Here is a 25,233-nt window from a genome sequence, read left to right on the forward strand (position 1 = left end):
CGCTATCGAGTAACCCTCAGGCGGCGCCGAACTTCTTCGACAAGTCGGCGCCGTCCATCTCGGAGGCATCGACCGATCCCCTGGTGACGACCGGGCCGGCGCTTCACCGCTCACTGGTCAGCATCGGGCGGTAACGGACGGTCGTGATATTGGAAACACTCTTGACAGAAAGTCACGATATCGACATGCTTCGCTTTAGAGAGCGCTCTCTATCCCCGTATACCGCCTCCACCACCCCCAAGCTGAGGAGCCTCCCGTGTTCACAGCCCGGCCCAGCCTCCGCTTCCGCCCCCTCGTACTCCTGGCGGTCGCCCTCGTCGCGACCGCGACGGCGCTCGTCGTCCCGGCGTATCCCGACCGGGCCGAGGCCGCCATCGGCCCCATCAGTTGGCAGGACGAGTTCAACTCCCCCGCCGGCACGCCAGTCGACCAGAGCAAGTGGCGGTTCGACATCGGCGGTAGCGGTTGGGGCAACAACGAGCGGCAGTACTACACGAACAGCACCAGCAACGCCGTCCACGACGGCCAGGGCAACCTGGTCATCACCGCCCGCCGGGACAACCCCGCCAACTACCAGTGCCACTACGGGCGCTGCGAGTACACGTCGGCGCGGTTGCTGACGGCGGCGACCTTCACCCAGACGTACGGGCGATTCGAGGCTCGGATCAAGATCCCGCGCGGTCAGGGCATCTGGCCGGCCTTCTGGATGCTCGGCACCGGCGGTGGCTGGCCCGACGCCGGCGAGATCGACGTCATGGAGAACATCGGCCGGGAGCCCAACACCGTCTACGGCACCGTGCACGGGCCCGGCTACTCCGGTGGCGGCGGCATCACGGGCAGCCGCACCCTCGGCGCGCCGCTCGCCGACACCTTCCACACCTTCCGGGTGGACTGGGAGCCGAACGTCATCACGTGGTACGTCGACGGGGTGCAGTACCACCGGGTCGACCCCGCTCGGCTCGGCGGCAACCGCTGGGTGTTCGACCACCCGTTCTTCATGATCCTCAACGTGGCCGTCGGTGGTAACTGGCCCGGCTACCCGGACGGCTCGACCCAGTTCCCGCAGCAGATGCTCGTCGACTACGTCCGGGTGTCCAGCTACACCTCGGGGGGTGGGGGCGAACCGACTCCCGGAACCAACCGGATCAGGGGCGCGCAGAGCGGTCGCTGCATCGACATCCCCGGCGCCAACCCGGTCGAGGGCGCCAAACTCCAGATCTGGGACTGCAACACCACGGCGGCCCAGAGTTGGACCTTCGCCTCCGACGGAACCATCCGCGCGATGGGCAAGTGCATGGACCCGGCATGGGCCGGCACCGCCAACGGCACCGAGGTCAACCTGGTCAGTTGCAATGGCAACACCGCGCAGCGCTTCACCCTCAACGCCGCTGGCGACCTGGTCAACCTCAACGCCAACAAGTGCGTGGACGTGCGGGACGCCAACCCCAACAACGGCGGCAAGCTGCACCTGTGGGACTGCCTCGGCGCCGCCAACCAGAAGTGGTCTCGCATCTGACGACACGGGCACGAAGGCGTGGGCCGTCCGAGGACAACTCGGGCGGCCCACCGCCGTGTTCCCCTCCGCGGGCCGGATTGGCTCGATGGGCGGAGAGCCCGGGCTTACGACCACTATGTTCGGATTAGTCCAAAATCCGGCAGTTCCGGGAGTGAGCTCATGTCGCACCACCTCGATACCCCGCTGGCCGCCCAGGGCGGACAGTTGTACATCGACGACCTGTACGTCTTCAACGGTGACCGGGCCACGGTGTTCGTCATGGACGTCAACAGCTCGGTGACCAAGGCCGACATCAAGCGCGGCTTCCACGCCGAGGCACGCTACGAGATCAAGATTCATATCAACGGCGCCGAGGTGGAGGACCTCACCTACCGGTTCGCCTTCGGCGAACCGGACGGCGACGCCCGGCAGGCCCTCCAGCTGTACGAACTCACCGGAGCCGACGCCCGCGACGACGCCGCGATGGGCACCCCCATCGCCGAGGGGCGAACCGGCGAGGTGACCACCGGCGGCAACGTCCGGATCTGGGCCGGCCGTATCACCGACCCCTTCTTCATCGACCTCGACGAACTCGCCACCATCAACGGCGCGGTCAAGAACGGTTCGCGGGTGGACCGCTCGGCGTGGCGGGTCGACCAGGCCAAGAACAGCTTCGCCGGCACCACCGTCGAGTCGATCGTCCTCGAGGTCTCCCACGACGAGCCACTGCTGCGCGACGGCACCGAGATCGGCGTGTGGTGTCGCACCATGCTGGCCACCGACGCCGGCGGTTGGCGCCAGATCAACCGCGCCGGCCACCCGATGATGTGGCCGATCTTCTGGCCCCACGACACCGATTTCTCGGACCCCGCCAACTTCCGGCACCCCAGCAACGACCTCACCGAAGGCGGCGATGAGATCGCGAACGCGGTCGCCGGGGTGGTCAAGGCGAACGGCACCGCGCCGGACCCGCAGGCGTACGGCTGGAACGTCGCCCGACAGCTCTACCCCGACCTGCTGTCCTACAAGGTCGGCACGGCCGCGAACTTCGGCTTCGCGGTCCGCAATGGCCGCACGATGGCCGACAACGCGCCCGAGGTGATGTTCTCCCTCGTGTTGAACACTGGCACGACCTCCGGGCTCACCCCGGAGGTGACCAAAGCGGCCCGCGCCGCACAGTTCCCGTACGTGGTCCCCGCCTGACCAGGCAACCGTGTCCCACTTGGGTGGGATAAGACCTTTTCGTCCGATATACGGTTGTTCGCGCGGATAGTCTCATCAGTGCGTCCCACGGGGGATGTCAGGACGAAGGAGACTTGATGCGAAGGAAACTTCTCGCCGCCGGCCTGGCCGGTATCGCCGCAGCCGTGACCCTCGCCGGGCCGGCCGCCGCGGACACTACGGGCGACACGATCGTGACTCTTACCGTCAACGCCGCCGGTGGTCTCTCGATCACGGTGCCCGCGACGGCGAACATCGGAAACGGCGTGGAGGGCACCACCGTCTCCGGCCAACTGGGCCCGGTCACCGTGCTGGACCAACGGGGATCGCTCACCCCGAACTGGACCGCCACTGTCGTCTCGACGGACTTCGTGACCGGCGGCGGCAGCTCCGGGGAGACGATCCCGGCCATCAACGTCCTGTACTGGTCGGGCCCTGCGACCGGGACGGCCGGCTCCGGCACCTTCACGCCGGGGCAGCCGACCGCAGCCCAGGCCGTGATCATCAATGTGCCGCGTACCGCGTTCAGCCACACGGGTGGTACCGGCAACAACTTCGCGAGCTGGAACCCCACGCTCCAGGTGAACATTCCGGATGGCACCGTCGAGGGCACCTACACCGGGACGGTGACACATTCGGTGGTCTGAGCCGCTCGGCCGGCTGGTGCTGCTGGCCTCGGTCGCTCTCGTAGCGGTCGGGGCGTCGGCGGCACCAGCCGTTGCCGCGCGGGAGCAGCGATACGAACCTGGGGACGATCCCGCCGCGATCAATCTCCGACTGCTGGACATCCCCGCCGCCCGGGCCGAGGATCCCCGCGCCCGGGTCTACATCATCGACCACCTCAAGCCAGGCGCGACGATCAGCCGCCGGGTCGAGGTGCGCAACGATTCCCCGGCAACGCAGAAGATCGAGCTCTACGCCGGAGCGGCCTCGGTCGAGAACGACGCCTTCACCGTGCCCGATGACCGCACGGGCAACGAACTCAGCGGCTGGATCAAGCTGAAGACGGCCGCCATCGAGCTCGCGCCGGGCGAACGCGACTCGGTCGAGGTGGACATCGCCGTCCCGGAGAAGGCCTCCAAGGGCGAGCGGTACGCCGCCATCTGGGCGCAGGTGACCAGCGGGTCGAAGCAGAGCGGCAACGTGGTGCAGGTTCACCGAGTGGGTATCCGCGTCTACCTCGACGTCGGGCCGGGCGGCGAGCCGCCAACGGACTTCCGCATCGGCGAACTGGCAGCCGAGCGCGGAATCGGTGACTTTCCGGTGGTCACCGCGATCGTCACCAACACGGGCGAACGGGCGCTGGACATGACCGGACGTCTCATGTTGAGCAAGGGAGCGGTCGAGGCCGGGCCGTTCAAGGTCACCAACGGCGTGACGATCCTGCCGGGCCAGAGCGGCAAGGTCCGCATCGCGGTCAACCAGGCCCTGCCCGCGGGCGTCTGGGACGTGCAGGTGCTTCTCGCCAGTGGGCTGGTGGAACGGAAGGCGGAGGGGCGTATCACCCTGCCCGTTGCGGCGCCGATGGCGGTGGAGAAGTCCCCGAGAGCCGTCTGGCTCGCCTACGCGACCGGCATCGTGGCACTGCTGGTGCTGCTCGTGCTGGTCGGCTGGTATCTCGCCCGACGACAACGGACACCATTCACGCCAGGTCGCCGCGTGGGCTGACGCGGACTGACCTCGTCGGCGCGCGGCCGAGGAGGTCAGTCCGCGGAAGACTGTCAGCCCTCGATGTCCCGCGGGTCACGGCTGCGGGGGTAGGTGTTCTTCTCCCCGATCGTGCCGTCCTGCTTCTTGATCACGTGTTCGACGCCGCGGTCGGCCGCCATCTCGCGACCCTGGGCCTGCGCGTCGGCCTTCACGTCATGCGTGCTGCTGGCCCGCTCGTGGCCCTCCGGCTTGTTCTTCCACTGCCCGTCCTCGTGGTACGTGTCGACATCACCCTTGGCCATGGCCGGCTCCTCCCTGCGTCTGAACTGTCCCCCCAATCAGTGCCCCCGAGCCGCGCCGGGCAAACTGCTGCGGTCCTCAGGAGACAGCCGGGCAGTTGTTGCTCACCCGCCGGAGGATCTGTTCGCGTTCGTCGGTGGTGATGCCCGACGGCGTACCGTCGAAGTGGGTCTCGACCTTCTCCCAGCCGCGGCGCTGCTCGTAGTGCAGGTGCGGCGCGCCGGAGTTGCCGGTGCTGCCGAGCCGCCCGATCTGGTCACCCTGGGCGACCTTCTGGCCGACCGTGACCAGCGGCGGTTCGAGCATGTGCAGGTACTGCGTCTCCCACTTGCCACCGTGGTCGATCTTCACCCAGTAGCCGCCGCCGCGCCCCCGTGGACCGTCCGGATTCTCCGGGGTGCGGCCGCCCAGCGACCCGTTGATGCCCGCCACGGTGACCGTGCCGGCGGCCGAGGCGAGCACCGGCCGCCCCCACGTCTCGCCCTCGGTCGGGAAGAAGTCCACGTCGTAGTCGTCGTGACCGGGGTAGGTGCTGAGCTGCCACGTCTCGCCGCAGGTCACCGGCATCTGGAAGAGCGGGCGCGGCCCCGCCGGTCGCAGCAGCGGCACCACGACCACCGCGATGCCCAAAACGGCCGCCACCGCGACGAGCGCGAGGACGACGCGGATGGCTCGGCTTCGAGGGCGGCGGTGGGAACGGGCTGTGGTCGGGCGGCCGGTCGTCACCGGCCCGAGCATGGCAGATCCCGGCAACACCCCGGCCCCGAGGTCGCACCCCGCAGCGGTGACATTGCAGTCGCATCGTGAAGGAGGTACGGTCATAATCCAATGCAGTTGTATTGCAAAGAGAGTGGGTTGCCATGCACGTGATCGCGTTGTCCGAGGTGACCGCCGCCATGACCGCCCTGGTCGGCGGCAAGGCGGCCGGGCTGGGCGAGCTGATCCGGCACGGCGAGCAGGTCCCCGACGGTTTCTGCGTCACCACCGAGGCGCACCGGCTCGGCGTCATCCCCAGCGCCGAGGTCGTCGCCGCGTACGAGCGGCTCGGCGCGGGCCCGGTGGCGGTCCGCTCCAGCGCCACGGCCGAGGACCTGCCGGACGCGAGCTTCGCCGGACAGCAGGACACCGTCCTCAACGTCACCGGCTCTGTCGAGCTGATCGCCGCCATCGAGAAGTGCTGGGCTTCGCTGCACAGCGACCGCGCGACCGCGTACCGCGACGCCCGCCAGATCGACCACCGGGCGGTGCGGATGGCCGTCGTCGTGCAGCGCATGGTCACACCCGCGGTGGCGGGGGTGCTGTTCACCGCGAACCCGCTGACCGGGCGCCGCGACGAGATGGCCGTCGACGCCGCACCCGGCCTGGGCACGTCAGTGGTGGACGGCGCGACGGCCGTCGACCACTACGTCCTCGACGATGTCCCGCGTACCGACGCCGGATGCCTCACCTCCGCGCAGCTGGCCCGCCTCCACGCGACCGGCGAGCGGTTGCAGGCCCACTTCGGCTGCCCACAGGATGTCGAGTGGGCGATCGACGCGGACGACGTGCTGTGGCTCCTCCAGTCCCGGCCGATCACCAGCCTGTTCCCCGCCCCACCGCGCAGCGGGAAGCCCCTCCCCCGCGTCTACCTGGAGTTCGGGCACGTCCAGGGCATGCTGCAACCGGTCACCCCGATGGGCATGTCGACCCTGCGGACACAGATCGCCGCCATGCTCGCCGCGCTCGGTGTGCGGGTCGAGATCGTCGACATCGGTGGTCGCCTCTACGGCGACCTGACCGACCTCGCGCGCGACCGGTCGTCCCGCAAGCGACTGGTGAAGCTCCTGGCGGTCGACTTCGGGCCGCGCGCCCAGGCGGTGATGCAGCACGTGCTGGCGGATCCCCGGTTCGCCCCGACCAGCGGCGGCGCCCGGCGCGGCGGGGCATCGGGGGCCGCGTCGCTGCGGACGGCCGGCCGCGCGGTGGTGGGGATCCTGCGGGCGCTGGCCCGTCCCGAGGCCGCGCGGACCCGGATGTTCGAGGCGATCGAGCAGCTGAGAGTACGCTCAGCCGCCCCCGCCGACCTGCGTAGCGCCGCCGACCGGCTGCGCTTCGTGCAGGCCCAGGACGCCGACGCCGACGACAGCGCCGACGCGATCATGTGGCCGATCGTCGCCGGGATGCTCGCCGCCGCGCTGCCGACCGCCCTCCTCAAGGGTGTCGCCGGCCCGGACGAGATCCACACCGTGCTGGGCGGCATGCCGCACAACGTCACCATCGAGATGGACCTGGCCCTGTGGCGGCTCGCCCAGGGCGTGGGCGAGCACCGCCAGCTCCTCCTCGACACCCCACCGACCGAGTTGGCGGCGCGCTACCTACGCGGCACGCTGCCCGACATCGGCATGGCGGCCTTCCTGGACGTCTACGGTCACCGGGGCGTCGCCGAAGTCGACCTCGGGGTGCCGCGCTGGGCGGAGGACCCCACGCCGGTCTTCGCCGCGGTCGCCAACTACCTGCGGGTCACCGATCCGCAGCAGGACCCCGACCAGCGCTTCCAGCGGGCCGCGTCGGCGGCGGAGACAGCGCTGCGCGAGCTGGTCGCCCGAGCGCGCCGTCGGCGGCCGGTGCGCGGCAGGGTGGCCGGTTTCCTGTTGGGCCGGGCGCGTTCGTTGGCCGGCCTGCGCGAGGCCGGCAAGTTCGCCGGGCTGTACCCGCTGCGGGAGACGCGCCGCCAGCTGTTGCTCATCGGCGCCGACCTGCACGGAGCCGGGTTGCTGGACCAGCCCGACGACATCATGTTCCTGACCCTCGACGAGGTGCACACCGCCGTACACCAGGGTGTTGATCTGCGCGACACCGTCACCGCCCGACGGGCGGTGCACCGCCGCGAGCTGCGGCGTCGGACGGTGCCGGTGGCGCTGCTCTCCGACGGCACCGATGTCGAGGCGGTCCTGTCGGCGGCGCCGTCCGGCGACGGGACGCTCGCCGGCGTGGGTGCGTCGGCGGGCCGGGTGACCGGCCCCGCCCGGGTCGTCCACGACCCGGCCACCGCCCACGTCGAGCCCGGCGACGTCCTGGTGGCCGCGACCACCGACCCCGGCTGGACCCCGCTGTTCCTCACCGCGGCGGCGCTGGTCACCGAGACCGGCGCGATCATGGCGCACGGCCCGACGGTGGCCCGTGAGTACGGCATTCCCGCCGTCATCTGCGTGCCGGACGCCACCCGGACCATCGCCACGGGCCAGCTCGTCACCGTGGACGGCGGCGCCGGAACCGTCACGCTGCACTGACCGTCGGCCCCCCGAGCGAGAGGACGACCATGACCGACACCAGGACGCCGACCAGGGCGCGGGTGGGCCCGCTGCTGCGTCGGGCGGCCGAGGCCGAGGCCGCGACGTGGCGCAGCCTGTACGTGTGGGCCCGCCGCCGCCCACTGCCGCTGGATCCCGGCGACGAGCCGTTCGGCTACCTCGGCGTGGTCAAGCCGATCCTGGGCATCTTCATCGGCCTGTCGGTCGTGGAGATCCCGATCTTCGACATCGTGGTCACCCACGTGGTGCCGTGGCGGCCGGCCCGCTGGATCGTGCTGGGCCTCGGCATCTGGGGTCTGCTCTGGATGATCGGCCTGTTCGCCAGCATGACGATCCATCCCCACGTCGTGGGCGACCGGGGCCTGCGGGTGCGGCTCAGCTGGGGCATCGACATCTGGATCCCGTGGACGGACGTCGAGGCCCTGCGCAAGCGCTACCGTTCGCTGCCGTCGAGCAAATCGGTGCAGGTCGAGCAGGAGGGCGACCGGCGGGTGGTGTCCATCGCGGTCGGCAGCCAGACCAGCATCGACGTCCTGCTACGCCGGCCGCTGACCTTCGACCTGCCGAAGACCGGGTCGACGCCGATGAACGAGCTGCGACTGTACGCCGACGACCCGGACGGCCTGTTGCGCAGCGCGCGGGGCACTCCCGTGGCCCACACCGTCAGCCGGTAACCGCCGCCGCTGGCGGAGTTGTCCGGGCCACCCACTGTGAAACGATCGAGGCCATGCCCAAGAAGGTCGATCACCAGGAGCGACGCACCCTCATCGCGGACGCGCTGATGCGGGTCGCCGCGGACCAGGGCCTGGAGGCGGTCAGCCTCCGACACGTGGCCGCCGCGGCCGGCGTGTCCGCCGGAATGGTCCAGCACTACTTCCGGACCAAGGACGAGATGATGGCGTTCGCGTTGAGCGTGGTGCGCGAGCGCAGCCAACTCCGGGTCACCGAGGCGGTGGCGCGGCTGGGCGAGACCCCGTCGCCTCGGCTGCTGCTGCGCACGATGCTCGCCGCGCTGTTGCCGCTCGACGAGCGCACCCGCGACGACGGGCGGGTGGCGCTCGCGTTCCTCGCCTACACGGCGGTGCGGCCGTCGACCGCGCCCCGCCTACACGAGGACACCGCGCAGTTCACCGGGTTCATCGCCAGCGTCCTGCCCGACCGGCACGGCGACGCCGCGGCTGCCGGCCTGCTGGCGCTGATGGAGGGGCTCGGTGTCTACCTGCTGGGCGGGCAGTACACCGCCGAACAGGCGTTGGGCGCACTGGACGCCCACCTCGACCTGCTCTTCGGCTGATCCCGTCCTAGCTGGCCGTTAGGCCCCGGACACCGGACGGCGCAGACCAGGATGAGCGGATGAGCCGCGTCCACCGGTCCCGGCCGGTGCTGGTCGAGGAGGCACACCGGGCCACCACCTTCGAGATCTTCTTCGACCTGGTCCTGGTGTTCGCGCTGACGAGGCTCATCGGTTTCATGGCGGAGTCGCTGGGGCCACTCACGCTCTACCAGGGGCTGCTGCTCCTGCTCTGGTTCTGGTACACGTGGAGCTGCTACGCCTGGCTGGGCAACCAGGTCCGCGCCGACAACGGGCCCGTGCTGGCCGGGATGCTCGCGGCGATGGCCGCCATCTTCGTGGCCGCGCTGGTGATCCCGCAGGCGTGGCAGCGCCACGACGGGGTGCTGAGCCCGCCACTCACCCTGGCCATCGCCTACATCGTGGTCCGCGGGCTGCACCTCGGCCTGATGACCTACGCCTCGTCCGGCAACCCGCAGTACCGCCGGCAGACCCTGCGCTTCGCCGTGTCCACCACACTCGCCTGGGCCCCGCTGCTGGTGGGAGCCCTCCTCGGCGGGACCGCGCAGGCCGTGCTGTGGACCGTGGCGTTCCTCGCCGACTTCGGCGGTGGCCGGATCGCCACCGCCGCCAGCTTCGGGGAGGTCCGCAGCGGGGCACACTTCGCCGAACGCCACGGTCTGGTGCTGATCATCGTGCTCGGTGAGTCCCTGCTGTCGGCCGGTGCCGGCGCGGGCATGGCCGTGCTCGCCGGGCCGGTGCTGCTCGCCGCGGTGTTCGGCTTCGCCGCGACCGTGTGCCTGTGGTGGCTCTACTTCGTGGGCGTCGCCCCGGCCGCCGCGGAGGTGCTGACCTCGGCCTCGCCGCGTTCCCGACGCCGTCAACAGCTGGCGTCGGACGCGTACACGCTCGCGCACCTGCCGCTGGTCGCCGGGGTCGTCTACTTCGCCCTGGGCGTCCACCTGATCCTCGCGAGCCTGACCGACCAGCCCCGGCACCCCGCCGGGGAGCCGATGGGGTGGCCGGCGACCGCTGTGCTCTACGGCGGGACCGCGCTCTACCTCATCGGTCGTCTGCTGTTCCTCCGGCTGACCGTCGGCGGCTCGCCGGGCCAGCTTGTCGCGATCGGCGTCGTCCTCCTGTTGCTGCCGGTGGCCCGGGGCCTGCCCGCGCTGGTCGCCCTCGGCCTGCTGGCGGCCTTCCTCACCACCCTGGTGCTTCACCAGCGGTTGACCCGGGCCGGCTGACCACGGCCCTCACCGACAGATCGACGGGATTGCGCGAATCCCGCCCGCCGTGGCAGTCTGCGCATCATCGGTGCCGGGGAGGGGCGGTGGCACGTGCTGAGCTTGCACGGGGTTTCGGTCGGCTACGGCGACGCGCCGGCCGTCCTCCGGGAGGTGTCGGTGACGGTCCGTCCGGGTCGGGTACTGGCGTTGACCGGTTCGTCGGGCGCCGGCAAGACCACCCTGCTGCACGCGATGGCCGGCCTGCTGCGGCCACGGGACGGCGCGGTGACAGTCGACGGGCAGGCGCTACGCGACCGTGATCACGCGGTCGAGCACCGGATCGTCCTCATCCCGCAGGACAACGGTCTGGCCCCGATCCTGACCGCTACCGAAAACCTGCAGGTGGCACTGGTCGCCGGCGGCGTCGCGGCGCCGGAGGCCCGCCAGCAGACCGCCGCGATACTGGATCTGTTAGGCCTTGCCGGCCAGGCCGACCAGCTCGTCGAGGAGTTGTCCGGTGGCCAGCAGCAGCGTACGGCGGTCGCCCGGGGCCTGGCACTGCGCGGAGGTGTGCTGCTGGCCGACGAGGTGACCAGCGAACTGGACGCGGGCAATCGGCAGCGGGTAATGGACCTGTTGCACGACGAGGCGCGGCGTGGCGCGGCCGTCGTGTTCGCCACCCACGACCCGGAGGTGGCCGCCGCCTGCGAAGCGGAGCTGCACCTCGTCGAGGGGCGAGCGGAGATCGTCCGCAGCTGAGGACGTGCCGTAACCGTTAGGTCTCGGTCCGCCTACCGGGACGGTGCTCGACCGGTCCCGTCAATACCCTCGCCATCAATGCTGATCGTCATCTGGGGAGCGCTCGCGGCACGCCGGGCACACGCCTTGGCGGTGCTCCTGCTCGCAGCGCTCGCCGGTGCCGCCGCAGCGGCCGCACCGAGCTACGTCGCCGCGGCCGGGCAGTCCCTGGCCAGCTACGAGATGTCGAAGGCGTCGCCGGACGAGCTTCGGGTGCGGCTCACCGAAGCCGTCGAACAGCCGGGAATGCCCGCCGACCCCGCACGCACCGTGTTCGCGGCCAAGGTCAGGCGACTCACGCCGGCCGGATTCGACGTCGTCCTGGGCGCGCAGAGCGGTGGCGTCGCCGCCGGCCAGGCCGGGAGCGTCACCTCGAACCTGACCTTCCGAGCGGGGGTCTGCGAGCGGGTCGACCTGACCGGAGCCTGCCCTCGGGTGACCTCGACGGGTCAACTCCCCGAGGTCATGGTCAGCACGCACACCGCCGCCCGTCTCGGCGTCGTCGTTGGCGACCAGTTCACCTTCGGCGCGGTGCCGGTGCGGGTGGCCGGTGTCTACCGACCGCGGGACGTGAGCGATCCGTTCTGGCTCGGCACGGAGCTCATTCGGCCACCCGCCGCAGGGTCGCCCGGTACGTCGATCGCGGGCAGCGCCCAGGACGCGATCTTCACCGCCGAGGCCGCACCCCTGGCCGACGAGCAGGCCATCCTGCACGTGTCGACGGTCGACCTCTACGTCACCGAGCACCTGTTGGACAGCCGGTCCGTGCAGGGCCTGCGAGACGCGATCACGGTGGTGCAGCGCGACGGGAGCCGCGAGGGATTCGGTGCCGGCACCACCCTCCCGAGCCTGCTTGATCGCGTCACGGTGCAACGAGGGCAGTTGGCCGACGGCGTGACGCTGGGCGCCGGGCTGTTGGTCCTGCTCTGCTGGCTGGTGCTCTTCGTGGCGGTGGGTTCGGCCGCCGACCAGCGGCGACCGGAGCAGGGCCTGCTCCTGCTTCGCGGGGTGCAGCGCGGACGCCTGTGGGTGCTGGCGATCGGCGAGCACGCGGCACCCGCGTTGGTCGCGATCCCCCTCGGCTGCCTGGGTGGCCTCGCCGCTGCCAAACTGCTCGCCGAGCACACCCTTCCGGCCCGCGCCGACGTCACGATGGACGCCACCGTGATCGGCTTCGCCGCCGTCGGCGCCCTCGGCGCGCTCGCCGCGGTGCTGCTCGCCCAGGCTCGGATGTTGTCCGCACCGGTCGTCGACCTGCTACGCCGGGTGCCGGCACGGGTACGGGGGTGGCGGGCGACAATCGGTGATGTCGTCGCGGTGTCCGTCGCCGTGGCTGCCGTCGTGCAGCTGCGCTCCGGCGGATCGCCCAGCGGCCTGGCACTGGTGGCGCCGGTCGCCGGGGCGCTCGCCGCAGGGGTGCTGCTGGCGCGACTCACCATGATCGCCGGCGCGGCGGTGGGTGGTGCGCTGCTGGCGCGTGGCCGGACCGCCAGTGGTCTCGCCCTGGTGCAGGTGGCCCGGCAACCAGGGTTCCGCCCCCTGATCGCGCTGCTCACGGTGGTCGTCGCGATGCTCGCATTCACCGTCGCCACGAGCGAGGTCGCGTCTGCCGCCTACCGTGATCGGGCGACAGTCGAGGTCGGTGCGCCGCGCGTGGTCGAGGTCGACGCGACGTCGCGTTCGCACCTGTTGGCAGCCGTACGGGCGGCCGATCCCGAAGGTCGGTTCGCGATGGCCACGGTGGTGACCGGCTCGTCCTCCACGGTCGGCACACCGCTGCTGGCCGTGGACTCCGACCGGTTGGCGGCAGTGGCCGGGCCGCATTCCTCCTACGGCGTGTCCCTGGCGGACGTCGCGCGAAAGATCCGCCCAGCTGCGCCCGGGGCACCTGTGCGCCTAAGCGGGCGCCTGCTCACCGTTCAGATCTCCGCCAGCTTCGACGCCGAGGTCTTCGGCGGCAACAAGGTCCGCCTCGCGGTCACGGTCTCCAGCGCCAACGGCACCCGAGTGGTCACCTCTCGCGACGACATCGAGCCCGGCCGCAAGGGCTACGTACTCCAGGTGCCCGAGTGCGCGCAGGAATGCCGGCTGGTCAAAATCGACATCGTCGCACCGGTGGTGTCCGGGAACCTGGAGGTCCGCTTCGAGGCAATGCGGACGGGCGATGAGGACGGCGAACGCGAGGAGCTTGTGCTGACCGGTGCGCAGTTCGCCGATACGACGCGGTGGCGACTGTCCGATCCGGAGGGCACCTTCCTCGACGCCGCGAGCGGAACGGATGCCGCGCTGATCCTCAGCGTGCCGGAGAACCGGCGGGCGGCACCGGCCGGCATCGCTGTTGTCGACGCACCCTTCCCGCTACCCGTCTACCTGACCCGATCGGCGGGGACGCCGCTCGGCGGGATTCATGCGTACGACGGGGTCGACGGGACACCGACCAGAGCGTTGGTCGGGGGTCTGGCCGATCGTCTGCCGCGGCTCGGTGCATCGGGTCTGATCGTCGACCTGGAGTACGCGGATCGACTCGCCGTCGCCAGCCAGAATGGCGACGAGGAGGTCTGGTTGGCTCGGGCGGCCCCCACCGACGTCCTCGACCGACTTCGCGCACAGGGTCTGGTCATCGAGCTTGACCGGACAGCCATCGCCCTACGCCAGGAATTCGATCGACAGGCTACGGCGTTGGCCCTGCGTTTCAACATGTTCGCCGCGCTGGCCGGGGTGCTGATCGGGGCGGCCGGCCTGATCGCGATGGCGGTGGCCGAGCAGCGTGCCCGGGTGGCCATGTTGGTGGCGCTGCGACGGCAGGGGTTGCCGCCACGCGCCCTCCGTGGCGGCTACGGGTGGCCGGTCGCTGTCGCCGCCGTCTCGGGCGCGCTCGTCACAGTGGTGATCTGGCTGCTCACGCGTAGCGGGCAGCGCCTGTTCAGTGACGGCCGCTCACCGGTCCCGTTGCCCGAGTGGCCGGACGTCGGTCGGCTGCTGTTGTTCGTCGTGCCCGCGGTCGCGGTGTTCGCCCTCACGGCGGTCGTGCTCGGTCGGGTCGTCGCCGCCGCGGTGCACCGCCGGAGCGGACGATGACCGCCGCCGCGCCGCAGGACGACCCGGTGACCGCGGGGCATCCGGCTGGCGGTCTGGCCGTCGCCTGCCACCGACTGATCCACATCTATCCCACCGCCACCGGGGACGTCGTCGCGCTCTCCGGGGTGGACCTGCGAATCGCTGCCGGCGAGATGCTGGCGTTGGTGGGGCCGTCCGGCTCGGGAAAGTCCACTCTGGTGGCGATCCTCGGCGGTCTCATGCAGCCGTCCGCCGGACGCGTGTACGTGGGCGACCAAGAGCTGTCGCGGCTCTCGTCCAAGGGCCTGGCCGCCCTCCGTGGGGCCACCGTCGGCACCGTGCTCCAAGGCGCCGAACGCAACCTGCTGCCGTACGTGTCGCTGTCACGCAACATCTGGTTGGCCCAGCGACCCGCGGCACGCCTCGCCGGGCGGCGGCTCGACCCACCGGAGGCGATCCTGGACGTCGTCGGTCTCGCCGGCGCGGGCGCGCGGCGGGTGGGCGACCTGACCCCGGGGCAGCGTCAGCGGGCCGCCCTGGCTCAGGGGCTCGCGGCCGGGCCCGGGCTGCTCCTGGTCGACGAGCCGACCAGCCAGCTCGACGCGTCCGGTCGGGACGAGGTGCTCGCGGCGTTGACCACCATCAACGCGCAACGGGGCACCACTGTCGTCGTGGTGACCCACGACGGCGAGGTGGGCGCCCAACTGGGCCGCGCGGTCACCATCCGGGACGGCCGGGTCGGCGCCGAGGGGCGCGACGGCCGGGACTTCGCCGTGGTGGCGGGCGACGGCACGATCCAGTTGCCGCCCGAGACGTTGGCGACCTTCCCGGCCGGGACGCTCTTCGAGGTCGACCACACCGATCAGTCGATCACTCTGCGCGCGGTGGCCACCCAACCGGCAGGCGACGGGGTGACGCGGGCCAGCGGTGAGCCCGACCACGCCCTCTGATCGTGATCGACTCGTTTGTGCCGAAGTCGCGGTGTCCCCGGTAGCGGGACACCGCGACCTCATCGAACCCGAGTGGCTCACGCCTGGCTCAGTGGGTGGTGACGCCCGCCCGTGCCTTGAGTCGGCGCAGCTCGTCGGCGGTCATCAGCCAGGTGGAGTTCGTCGTCCCCAGGCCGAGGAGCACTTGGTCGAAGGCGTTGCCGTCGTTGTCGTCGGTGTAGCAGACGCTCACCTCGCCCCAGGGCGACGCGGCGACCGCGAAGTGCTCCTGGCGACCCGTCGTGGTCTGGCTCAGCGCCTGGGCCGCCAGCCGACCGGTGGAGGTGCCGTCCGGGTTGAGACCTCGTGCCCAGACGTCCGGGTTGGCGCCGGACACCGTCCAGCCCACCACCACGTTGTCCTGGTCGTCGATGCCGACACCGGGGGCGACGGCACCGGTGCCGGTGGAGACCGGAACCTCGTCGTGCCGGGCCGTGCCCGCCGCGGTGAACGATCGCGCCCAGACACCCCGGGTACCGGTGTGGTCGGACTCCCACCCGACGGTGAAGTCACCGGCGAAGTTCGCCGCCACCGAGGCACGCTGCTGCTGACCGCCGCTCTGCGCGTTGGCCGTCCGCCGCGACAGCGCCACGGCGCCGCTGGACCGGGCCAGCCGGGTCAGCCCGATGTTGTACGAGCCGTTCGCGTCGGCGTCCTCGTCCCAGACCACGAGCGCCTCGCCGGAGGCGGACACCGCCACGTCGGGGCGGTGGTGGCTGCCCGTCGTCTGCGAGGCCGTCACCTCGTACGCCTTGGTGGTGGCCGCGGTGAAACCGGCGGCCTTCACGGTGGCGGGAGCGGTGCCCTGCACGTCCTCCCAGACCACGGTGAAGCCGACGGCGGCGGCGTTGGTGGGCGCGCCGTCCGGGTCGACCGCGACCTTCGGCCAGACCTGCTGCCCGGCGTCGCTGGCGTTGGCCTGCCCCGAGCCGAGCACCGCGCCGGCGGGCGACACCACGCGGTACTGGATGTTGTAGACGCCGTTGCCGTCACCGTCGGCGGCCCAGACCACCACGGCGTTGCCCCGGTCGTCGAGCCCCACGTCGGGGCTGATGTGCCGCCAGGCGGCCCCGCTGGTCCCCCCGGTGGAGAGCTTCAGCTCGTACGCGGGCGTGCCGTCGCGGAACAGCCGCAGGTAGACCTCGCTGTGGGTGTCGTCCTCCGGGGCGGTGCTGTCCCGGTCGTCCTCCCAGACCACGGCGACCTGGCCGTTGCGGTTCATGGCGATGGAGGGCAGGTCCTGGTCGCCGGTGGCGACGCTGTTCGCGGTGGTCCAGGTGACCGCCTCGGCGGTCATCGCCGTCGGGCCGGGAACCACGTTCGGGACCAGCAGGGATGCGGTGAGCAGTGCGGTGATCGCGGTCATGGTGGCTCTCTCCCTTACCCGGCCTGCAGGCCGGGCTGGCCGTCGAGGATGACGAACGAGCGCACGGTGGAGGCCGCCGCGCCGTGCTCGGTCACCGTGTTCACCGCGCGGAAGTCCGCGCGGACCTGGCTACGGCTGATCGTGGTACGGACGTAGCCGCGCCGGTCCGAGTAGAACTTCAGGTGCGGGTTGGCAGCCGCGTTCGGGACCGTGGTGCTGCCGCTGCCGTTACCGGTCGAGCTGATCGAGGTGCAGACCAGTTCGGTGCCGATGGTGGCCGAGGAGGGGTTGGCGTAGTCGGCCTTGAGGTCGTTGGCCCACGACCGGTGCACGTCGCCGGTGAGCACCAGCGGGTTGCGTACCCCACGCTGCTGCCACCCGTTCTGGATCCGGCTGCGGGAGGCCCGGTAGCCGTCCCACGCGTCCATGCTCGCCGCCCCGTTCGCGTCGAGCTGCTGGGCGAAGAAGACCTGCTGGCCGAGGATGTCCCAGGTGCCGTAGCGCTGGGCCAGCCCGTCGAGCAGCCACGCCTCCTGAGCCGCCCCGGTCAGTGACCGGGAGGCCAGGTCGGCGTCGGCGCAGACCTTCCAGCCGTCCCCGCACGCCTGGTCGTCACGGAACTGGCGGGTGTCGAGCATGTGGAAGGTGGCGAGCTGCCCCCACCGGACGCGCCGGTACAGCGGGATGCTGTTGCCGCTGGCGGCGGAGGCCGGTCGCAGCGGCATGTTCTCGTAGTACGCCCGGTACGCGGCGGTCCGCCGTGCGGTCCACTGGGCGGCGGTCAGCGTCGGGCTGCTGTCGTTGCGGACCATGTTGGCGTAGTTGTTCTCCACCTCGTGGTCGTCCGGCACCACCAGCCACGGTGCCGCCGCGTGAGCCGCCTGCAGGTCCGGGTCGGACTTGTAGAGCGCGTACCGGCGGCGGTAGTCGGCCAGCGACACGATCTCGGAGCCGACGTGCTGCCGCACCGTGGAGCTGCCGACGCCACCCTCGTAGATGTAGTCGCCGAGGTGCAGGATCAGGCCCGGGTTGTCCTCGGCCATCCGCCGGTACGCGGTGTAGTAGCCGGCCTCGTAGTGGGCGCAGGAGGCGAAGGCCATCACCAGGTCGCGGCCGAAGCTGCTGGGCGCCGGGGTGGTCCTGGTCCGCCCGACCGGCGAGATCTGGCCCTGGGCCCGGAACCGGTAGTAGTAGTCCGAGTCGGCGGCGAGCCCTCCCGCGATGGCGTGCACGGAGTGCGCGTCGGCGTAGCGGGCGACGACCGAGCCGGAGGCGACCAGCGAGGTGAACCGGTCGGTGGTGGACACCTGCCACTCCACTGTCACGTCGGCGTTGGCCATGCCGCCCTGCCCGTCGGCGTTGAGCGGGGATGGTGCCAGCCGGGTCCAGAGGACCACGCTGTCGGGCGCCGGATCACCGGACGCCACACCGAGTTTGAAGGGGTACGGCACCGCGGCGCGGGCACCCTGAAGGGGTGTCACCGCGACTCCCGCGGTCGCCAGTCCACCGAGGACGAAGATGCGACGGCTCAGCCTTGTCATGGTCAACAGCCTCGGGAACGTCGATGAACGGCGATGGGTGCCCTGCGGAATCCGACGTGACGGAATGCTGTCCTTGGCAAGGCGTTCAGGTGTCCGGACCGCCGGGGCCCGGGTGCCCGAAGGTCAGGTGAGCGGGGACGGCGACTCGGCGCCGGGGATCACCAGCGTCGCCGTGCCGGACCCGTCCGCCGGGACGCTCCAGACGTCGGGTTGGCCGTCGTCCCGACGCAGCGTGTAGGCGACTGTGCCGCCGTCCAGCCACGCGGCCTGGTCATCGACGCTGCGGGTCTCGGCCGTCGCGGTGACCCGCATGCTGACCAGGTCGAGGACCGACAGCCGCCAGCCCTTCGTCGGGTCGGCGTCGATCGCCTCCTTGAACGCGAGTCGGGTGCCGTCCGGTGACAGCGACGGGCACTCGACGTTCTCCTTCAGCGTCTCGACCGTACGGGCGGCGAGGTCACCCCGGACGAGGTACCTCCTCCCCCCGGTCGCCATCGTGGCGTAGAAGCGGTTGTCGTCGGCGGTGAAGGTGACGCCCCAGTAGTTGACGTCCGCGTTGCGGTAGCCCCGACCGTCCCGGGTGATCGCGAACTCCTCCAGCGAGGCCACCGTTACGCCGGTGCGGGTGTCGAGGATCCCGGTGCGGGTGGAGAAGCCACTGGAGGTGTACGAGTCGCCACCGACGAACGTGGTCCAGGAGACCATCCGACCGGAGGCCGAGACCCGGGCCCGGTTCGGCAGCCCGGGCACACTGACCGCCCGGGTCTGGCGCAGCGCCGCGTCGAGCACGACAACCTGGTACGACCACGCGGTGTCCGGTTTCAGGCAGACCCCGGTGCCGGCCGCGGCGTACACCCGGAGGCATTCCAGGCCGGCGACGGTGCGCGGCCCGGCGGGGTCGGTCGTGGCGACTGTGGAGACGTGCCGGTCGGTGATCGCCAGCAGGCGCGGGCCGGGTGCCAGGGTGACCGCCTGCTCGCCGCCGGCCTGCAGCGGCGTCGCGGGAGCCTCCGCTGCCGTGGCGGCGTAGCCGGCCGCCACCGCGCCCAGCAGCACGGCCGAGGCGACCACCACGGCCAGCTTCGCTCGGGTCGACATCGCGGTCATCGGGGCACCCTCCGGGTGGTGAGTCGGGACGGGGAGGCCAGCAGGAGCAGCGTGCCGACCAGGACACCGGCGACGGCCACGGCCGCCGCCCGGATCGCGCTCTCCGGCCCCCACGCCTGCCAGGCCAGACCGAACAGCACCGAGGAGACGAGGTACGCGAGGGCCTGCCCGGTCTGCACCAGCGCGATTCCGGTGGTCCGCACGCGCGCCGGCAACACCGGACCGGCGAGCGCGATGAGCACGCCGTCGGTGGCCGCGTAGAAGGCGCCGTACAGCGTCAGCGCCAGGACGATCAGTGGCCAACCGTCGACCGGGCCGGCCAGCAGCAGGTACGTAGCACCGAGGGCGGTGTAGCCGCCGATCACCACGGGCAGGCGACCGATCCGGTCGGCGAGTACGCCGAGCGGGGCGGCGAGCACCAGGTAGGCCAGGCTGGTCCCGACCGCGAGCAGCGGGAACCAGCGCAGGCCGAGGTCCATCCGGCGTTGCAGCAGCAGGTAGACGAAGCCGTCCCCGATGGTGGCCAGCCCGAGCATCGCGGCGGCCAGCACCAGCCGGCGGGCGGGCCCGCCGCGCAGCAGCCCGAACGCCTCGCGGACGGAGACCTTCGGGTCGTCCGCCCCGTCCGCCGCCCCGCCGTCCGCCGGCCCGCCGTCCGGCCGTTCCCGGACGAAGAGCACGAGCACCACGACCGCCAGGGCCGCGACGCAGAAGCTGGTGACGAAGACCGCGTCGTACGACTGCCCGACGACCAGCAGGACCGCGAACGCGGCGAGGGGCCCGAGGAACGCGCCGACGCTGTCCATTGCCCGGTGCACCCCGAACGCCCGACCCAGCGCCTCGGGCGGCGTGGAGAGCGTGATCAGCGCGTCGCGTGGCGCGCTGCGCACCCCCTTGCCGAGCCGGTCGACGGCGATGACGGCGCCGATCGCCGGGATCGACCGGCCGGCGAGCAGCAGACCGAGCTTGGCGACCGCCGACAGCGCGTACCCGATGCCGGCGACCAGCTTGCGCCGCCGCCACCGGTCGGCCGCGAACCCACCGACGACCCGCAGCAGCGCGGTGGCGCCGGTGTGCACGCCGTCCAGCACGCCGAAGGCCACCGGGCTGAGGTGCAGGCCCAGCACCAGGTAGAGCGGCAGGACCGCGGCCACCATCTCGGCCGACACGTCGGTGATCAGACTGACCGTGCCGAGCGCGACGACGTTGCCGCTGACCATCGCGAACCGGCGGCGGCGGGGCCCCGCGTCGGGTTGGTCGGCGACCGGTCGGGAGACGGTCGACAGGTACACGAGCATCTCCTCGGATCGACGGCTGACGGTCAGCCATCGTCCGTACTCAGTGGAGGGGGCACAACGGACCGTCGGTGGCATCCGGGCGAGGTGCGGGTGAACGGGTTCCCAACACCGAGGTGTTCGCCTGCCTGGACGCACTGTTCATCCGCCCGTCGCCCACCGGCTCATCGACCTTCCTACATTCCATGCGCTCTTCCCACGAGGTAAGGAGTCCTGGATGGACATTCGATTCCCCCGTCCGTCGGTGACGCTGGGGGTGGTCACGGTGATCGTCGCCGCCACCGCCGCCGTCGTCGTGACCGGCGCTGGCGCGGCGTCGGCGGCGAGCGTGACCTTCACGCCGGTCGCCGACACCTACGTCCAGAGCGACACGGCCACCACCAACTACGGCACGTCCACGCAGGTCGTGGTCGACAACTCGCCCGTGCGGCGCTCGTTCCTGCGTTTCACCGTGAGCGGTGTCAGCGGCACGGTGACCGGCGCCAAGCTGCGACTGCGCACGATCAGCGGCAACAGCGGCAGCGACGCCGGTGGCACGTTCCGCCGGATGTCCAACACGACCTGGTCGGAGACCGGCACCACCTGGAACAACCAGCCGACCATCGACGGGGCCACGCTCGGCACGATCGGCGCGGTCAGCGGCAACACCTGGTACGAGGTGGACGTCACGGCCGCGGTCACCGGCAACGGCACGTACAGCTTCGGTGCCACCTCGACCAGCGGTGACGGCGCCTACTACGACACCCGCGAGAGTGGCGCGGACGCCCCGCAACTGGTGGTCACCACCGGGACCACCACGCCACCCCCGTCGGGTGACCCGGTGTTCGTCGGCGCCGGCGACATCGCCGACTCCGGCTCCGGCGACAGCGCCACCGCGACGCTGCTCGACAGCATCCCGGGCACGGTCTTCACCACCGGCGACAACGTCTACGACAGCGGGACGGCATCGCAGTTCAACAGCTACTACGAGCCCACCTGGGGTCGGCACAAGTCCCGCACCCGCCCGTCGCCGGGCAACCACGACTACAACACCTCGGGGGCGACCGGCTACTACAACTACTTCGGTACGTCCGCCGGCCCGAGCGGTCGCGGCTACTACTCGTTCGACCTCGGCAACTGGCACATCGTGTCGCTGAACTCGAACATCAGCATGTCGGCCGGCTCGACGCAGGAGCAGTGGCTGCGCGCGGACCTGGCCGCCAGCAGCAAGCCGTGCACCATCGCGTACTGGCACCACCCGCTGTTCACGTCCAGCTCCAACCACGCGCCGTCTACGTCGACGCGGCCGCTGTACCAGGCCCTCTACGACTACAACGCCGACGTCGTGGTGTGGGGGCACAACCACGTGTACGAGCGGTTCGCCCCGATGAACCCGGCCGGTGGCGCCGACTCCAGCCGGGGTCTGCGCAGCTTCGTCGCCGGGATGGGCGGCGCCGGTCACTACGGCTTCGGCACCATCCAGCCCAACAGCGAGGCGCGTAACAGCTCGGCGTGGGGCCTGCTGAAGTTCACCCTGCACTCCGGCAGCTACGACTGGCAGTTCGTACCGGTGGCCGGCCAGACCTACACCGACAGTGGCACCGGCACCTGCCACTGAACGACGCGTGCCCCCTGTCCGCGAGGCGGACAGGGGGCACGTGCGTACCGTCGGGCGTCAGCGGGCGGTGCCGGCGCGACGCTTGTTGTAGACGTCGAAGGCGACCGCGACGAGCAGGACGAGACCCTTCACCACCGACTGGGTCGACTGGTCGATGCCCATCAGCTGCATGCCGTTGCTCATCACCGCCATGATCAGACCACCGACCATCGCGCCCACCACGGTGCCCACGCCACCGGTGACCGCCGCGCCGCCGATGAAGGCCGCGGCGATCGCGTCCAGCTCGAACATGTTGCCGGCGGCGGGCTGGGCGCCGTTCGACCGCGACGAGTAGATGACGCCGGCCACCGCCGCCAGGAAGCCCATGTTGACGAACATCCAGAAGTTGACGGTGCGGACCTTCACCCCGGACAGCGCCGCCGCCGACAGGTTGCCGCCGATCGCGTAGACCTGGCGACCGAAGACGGTACGCCGGGTGAGCAGGCCGTAGACAAGCACCAGGACCGCCAGGATGATCAGCACGATCGGCAGCCCTCGGGCGTGCGCCAACTGCCAGGCAAAGTACATGAGGACCGCGCCGACCAGCACGACCCGGGCGACGAACAGGGGGAACGACTCGACAGGCTGCTGGTAGCGGATGCGCGCCACCCGGGTGCGGAAGCCGCTGACCGCGTAGCCGGCCACGGCGATGGCGCCGATCAGCAACGTGAAGGCGTCGAAGCCCTGCCCGCCGAGCAGGCCGTTGAGGAAGCCCGCCGCGACCTGCTGGTACTCGGACGGGAACGGCGACAGCGAGATGTTGTCGAGCACCCGCAGGGTGAGACCCCGGAACAGCAGCATGCCGGCCAGGGTCACGATGAAGGCCGGAATGCCGGCGTACGCCACCCAGAACCCGTGCCAGGCGCCGACCGCGACGCCGACGACAAGCGCGGCCACGACGCCGATCCACCAGGGATGGCCCTGCTGGATCACCAGGACGGCGGAGACCGCTCCGGTGAGCGCGACGACCGACCCGACCGACAGGTCGATGTGCCCGCCGATGATCAGGATGACCATGCCGATCGCGAGGACCAGGATGTACGAGTACTGGAGGACGATGTTGGTGATGTTGCCGGGGCTCAGCAACACCCCGTCGGTCAGGACCGCGAAGAGCGCGACGATGACGACCAGGGCGACGTAGATCCCGCTCTGCCGCAGGTTGTTCAACACCAGCGCCCGCAGGTCGCTCGTCCCGCTGTGCAGGGCGGCGCCGGGCGTGCTGTCCGGGGGCGTGGGGCGCTCCGTCGAAGGGGTCTTGATGCTGGTCATCCGACGAGCTCCTTGTCCTTGGTCATCAGCTCCATGAGGCTCTCCTGAGTCGCCTCGGCCACCGGCATCTCGCCGGTGATCCGGCCGGCGGCGAGGGTGTAGATGCGGTCGCACATGCCGAGCAGCTCCGGCAGCTCGGAGGAGATGACGATCACCGCCTTACCGGCGGCCACCAACCGGTTGATGATCGTGTAGATCTCGTACTTGGCGCCGACGTCGATGCCGCGGGTGGGCTCGTCGAGGATCAGCACGTCCGGGTCGGTGAACAGCCACTTGGACAGCACGACCTTCTGCTGGTTGCCGCCGGAGAGCTTGCCGACCACCGCCATGACGCTGGGCGTGCGGATGTTCATCTCCTGGCGGCTCGCCTCGGCAACCTTGATCTCCTCGTTGCCGTTCACCCAGCCCAGGCGGGACAGCCGGTCCAACGCGGCGGCGGACACGTTGCGCCGCACGTCGTCGATGAGGTTGAGGCCGTAGCGCTTGCGGTCCTCGGTGACGTAGGCGATGCCGTTGTCGATCGCCTCGGCGACGGTGCGCGCCTGCACCTCCCGCCCGTGCACGAAGAGCCGGCCCCGGATGTCACGCCCGTAGGACCGACCGAACACGCTCATGGCCAGCTCGGTCCGGCCGGCACCCATGAGGCCCGCGATGCCGACGACCTCACCGGCGCGTACGGACAGGCCGACGCCCTCGACGACCATCCGGTCCTGGACCGGGTGACGCACCGTCCAGTCCTCGATGCGGAGGACCTCGTCGCCGGGGGACGACTCGCGGTCGGGGTAGAAGCTGTCCAGGTCGCGCCCGACCATGCCCCGAATGATCCGCTGCTGATTCACGTCGTCGGACTTCATGTCCAGGGTCTCCACCGCGCGTCCGTCCCGGATGACCGTGGTCGAGTCGGCGATGGCGGTGATCTCGTTGAGCTTGTGCGAGATCATGATGCAGGTGATGCCCTGCTCCTTGAGGGCACGCAACAGGTCGAGCAGGTGCGCCGAGTCGATGTCGTTGAGCGCGGCGGTCGGCTCGTCGAGGATGAGCAGGCGCACCTTCTTCGACAGCGCCTTGGCGATCTCCACCAGCTGCTGCTTGCCGACGCCGAGCTGGATGACCGGGGTGACCGGGTTCTCGTGCAGCCCGACGGACGCCAACAGCTTGGCCGCCTCGGCGTTGGCGAAGTTCCAGTCGATCAGGCCGCTGCGGCCACGCCGCTCGTTGCCGAGGAAGATGTTCTCCGCGATCGACAGGTACGGCACCAGGGCGAGCTCCTGGTGGATGATGACGATGCCGTTCGCCTCGCTGTCGCGGATGCCGCGGAACTGCATCGGCTTGCCGTCGAAGAGGATCTCGCCGTCGTACGAGCCGGACGGGTAGACGCCGGACAGCACCTTCATCAGGGTGGACTTGCCGGCGCCGTTCTCACCACAGATGGCGTGGATCTCCCCGCGGCGCACTGCGAGGGTGACGTCCTCCAGCGCGGTCACGCCGGGGAAGGTCTTGGTGATGCGACGCATCTCGAGGATGGTGTCGTCCATGGTCACTGTCCTCCGTCAGGTCTGGACGCGGTACGCACCCAGGCGTGGGGGGGGGGGGGGGGGGGGCCCGGCCCCCCCCGGGGGTGGATAGTTTTGGGGAGCCCGGCGGCCCGCGGAGCCCCCCCCCATGCCGCGGGGGGGAACACGCCCGCGTGTGTTGTGGG

At 71.0% G+C, this 25,233-nt stretch carries 20 protein-coding genes; 12 read left to right on the forward strand and 8 right to left on the reverse strand.

Annotation, left to right across the window (positions count from 1 at the left end):
- The first annotated feature begins 256 nt into the window (after positions 1-256).
- The 4 genes from ACIBD9_RS26260 (at position 257) to ACIBD9_RS26275 (ending at position 4,384) form a co-directional block, all read left to right on the forward strand.
- The gene (locus ACIBD9_RS26260; protein ID WP_238658047.1) at positions 257-1,516 is read left to right on the forward strand and encodes a glycoside hydrolase family 16 protein; all 1,260 of its coding nucleotides are present in this window, start codon (positions 257-259) and stop codon (positions 1,514-1,516) included.
- 159 nt (positions 1,517-1,675) lie between these two features.
- A complete protein-coding gene (locus tag ACIBD9_RS26265) occupies positions 1,676-2,698 on the forward strand; it encodes a DUF4331 family protein (protein WP_396721671.1) in 1,023 nt (340 codons plus the stop codon).
- Between the two features lie 116 nt (positions 2,699-2,814).
- The gene (locus tag ACIBD9_RS26270; RefSeq protein WP_396721673.1) at positions 2,815-3,363 is read left to right on the forward strand and encodes a hypothetical protein; all 549 of its coding nucleotides are present in this window, start codon (positions 2,815-2,817) and stop codon (positions 3,361-3,363) included.
- Positions 3,364-3,379: 16 nt separating this feature from the next.
- Positions 3,380-4,384, forward strand: a complete 1,005-nt coding sequence (locus tag ACIBD9_RS26275) for a hypothetical protein (protein ID WP_396721675.1) — start codon at positions 3,380-3,382, stop codon at positions 4,382-4,384.
- A 53-nt stretch (positions 4,385-4,437) separates the two neighbouring features.
- On the opposite strand, the gene ACIBD9_RS26280 is transcribed toward ACIBD9_RS26275, so the two are convergent.
- Together ACIBD9_RS26280 and ACIBD9_RS26285 are read right to left on the reverse strand one after the other, a co-directional pair.
- Entirely contained in the window at positions 4,438-4,668 is a 231-nt protein-coding gene (locus ACIBD9_RS26280) for a DUF2188 domain-containing protein (protein ID WP_210784040.1), read from the reverse strand.
- A gap of 76 nt (positions 4,669-4,744) precedes the next feature.
- Complete coding sequence (locus ACIBD9_RS26285; protein WP_396721677.1) at positions 4,745-5,404, reverse strand: M23 family metallopeptidase; 660 nt, start codon at positions 5,402-5,404, stop codon at positions 4,745-4,747.
- A 122-nt stretch (positions 5,405-5,526) separates the two neighbouring features.
- On the opposite strand from ACIBD9_RS26285, the gene ACIBD9_RS26290 reads away from it, so the two are divergent.
- The 7 genes from ACIBD9_RS26290 to ACIBD9_RS26320 all read left to right on the forward strand — a co-directional run bounded on the left by ACIBD9_RS26290 (position 5,527) and on the right by ACIBD9_RS26320 (position 15,281).
- On the forward strand, positions 5,527-7,935 hold the full coding sequence (locus tag ACIBD9_RS26290) for a PEP/pyruvate-binding domain-containing protein (RefSeq protein WP_396721678.1): 2,409 nt from the start codon (positions 5,527-5,529) through the stop codon (positions 7,933-7,935).
- 29 nt (positions 7,936-7,964) lie between these two features.
- Entirely contained in the window at positions 7,965-8,630 is a 666-nt protein-coding gene (locus ACIBD9_RS26295) for a hypothetical protein (protein ID WP_396721679.1), read from the forward strand.
- 53 nt (positions 8,631-8,683) lie between these two features.
- Complete coding sequence (locus tag ACIBD9_RS26300; protein ID WP_396721681.1) at positions 8,684-9,250, forward strand: TetR/AcrR family transcriptional regulator; 567 nt, start codon at positions 8,684-8,686, stop codon at positions 9,248-9,250.
- Positions 9,251-9,309: 59 nt separating this feature from the next.
- Positions 9,310-10,494, forward strand: a complete 1,185-nt coding sequence (locus tag ACIBD9_RS26305; protein WP_396721682.1) for a low temperature requirement protein A — start codon at positions 9,310-9,312, stop codon at positions 10,492-10,494.
- A 93-nt stretch (positions 10,495-10,587) separates the two neighbouring features.
- Complete coding sequence (locus tag ACIBD9_RS26310) at positions 10,588-11,235, forward strand: ABC transporter ATP-binding protein (protein ID WP_396721684.1); 648 nt, start codon at positions 10,588-10,590, stop codon at positions 11,233-11,235.
- 78 nt (positions 11,236-11,313) lie between these two features.
- Positions 11,314-14,352: an ABC transporter permease gene (locus ACIBD9_RS26315; protein ID WP_396721685.1), complete on the forward strand. Its 3,039-nt coding sequence runs from the start codon at positions 11,314-11,316 to the stop codon at positions 14,350-14,352.
- Positions 14,349-15,281, forward strand: a complete 933-nt coding sequence (locus ACIBD9_RS26320; protein ID WP_396721687.1) for an ABC transporter ATP-binding protein — start codon at positions 14,349-14,351, stop codon at positions 15,279-15,281. The genes ACIBD9_RS26315 and ACIBD9_RS26320 overlap by 4 nt, the downstream gene beginning before the upstream one ends.
- 88 nt (positions 15,282-15,369) lie before the next feature.
- On the opposite strand, the gene ACIBD9_RS26325 is transcribed toward ACIBD9_RS26320, so the two are convergent.
- The 4 genes from ACIBD9_RS26325 to ACIBD9_RS26340 form a co-directional block, all read right to left on the reverse strand.
- Positions 15,370-16,686 (reverse strand): hypothetical protein, encoded by a 1,317-nt coding sequence (locus ACIBD9_RS26325; protein ID WP_396721688.1) that lies wholly within the window; start codon positions 16,684-16,686, stop codon positions 15,370-15,372.
- 14 nt (positions 16,687-16,700) lie between these two features.
- Complete coding sequence (locus ACIBD9_RS26330) at positions 16,701-18,227, reverse strand: alkaline phosphatase D family protein (protein WP_396721690.1); 1,527 nt, start codon at positions 18,225-18,227, stop codon at positions 16,701-16,703.
- 123 nt (positions 18,228-18,350) lie between these two features.
- Entirely contained in the window at positions 18,351-19,334 is a 984-nt protein-coding gene (locus tag ACIBD9_RS26335) for a TolB family protein (RefSeq protein ID WP_396721691.1), read from the reverse strand.
- Positions 19,331-20,632: an MFS transporter gene (locus ACIBD9_RS26340; RefSeq protein WP_396721693.1), complete on the reverse strand. Its 1,302-nt coding sequence runs from the start codon at positions 20,630-20,632 to the stop codon at positions 19,331-19,333. Before ACIBD9_RS26340 ends, ACIBD9_RS26335 begins: the two co-directional genes overlap by 4 nt.
- Positions 20,633-20,846: 214 nt before the next feature.
- On the opposite strand from ACIBD9_RS26340, the gene ACIBD9_RS26345 reads away from it, so the two are divergent.
- Positions 20,847-22,226, forward strand: coding sequence for a DNRLRE domain-containing protein (locus ACIBD9_RS26345; RefSeq protein WP_396721694.1), 1,380 nt, complete (start codon positions 20,847-20,849; stop codon positions 22,224-22,226).
- A 57-nt stretch (positions 22,227-22,283) separates the two neighbouring features.
- On the opposite strand, the gene mmsB is transcribed toward ACIBD9_RS26345, so the two are convergent.
- Both mmsB and mmsA read right to left on the reverse strand, forming a co-directional pair.
- On the reverse strand, positions 22,284-23,534 hold the full coding sequence (mmsB, locus tag ACIBD9_RS26350; RefSeq protein WP_091401175.1) for a multiple monosaccharide ABC transporter permease: 1,251 nt from the start codon (positions 23,532-23,534) through the stop codon (positions 22,284-22,286).
- Complete coding sequence (gene mmsA, locus ACIBD9_RS26355) at positions 23,531-25,069, reverse strand: multiple monosaccharide ABC transporter ATP-binding protein (RefSeq protein ID WP_396721696.1); 1,539 nt, start codon at positions 25,067-25,069, stop codon at positions 23,531-23,533. Before mmsA ends, mmsB begins: the two co-directional genes overlap by 4 nt.
- Between the last annotated feature and the right edge of the window lie 164 nt (positions 25,070-25,233).

The sequence above is a fragment of the Micromonospora sp. NPDC050784 genome, from assembly GCF_044456765.1.
GTDB classification, from domain to species: domain Bacteria; phylum Actinomycetota; class Actinomycetes; order Mycobacteriales; family Micromonosporaceae; genus Micromonospora; species Micromonospora foliorum.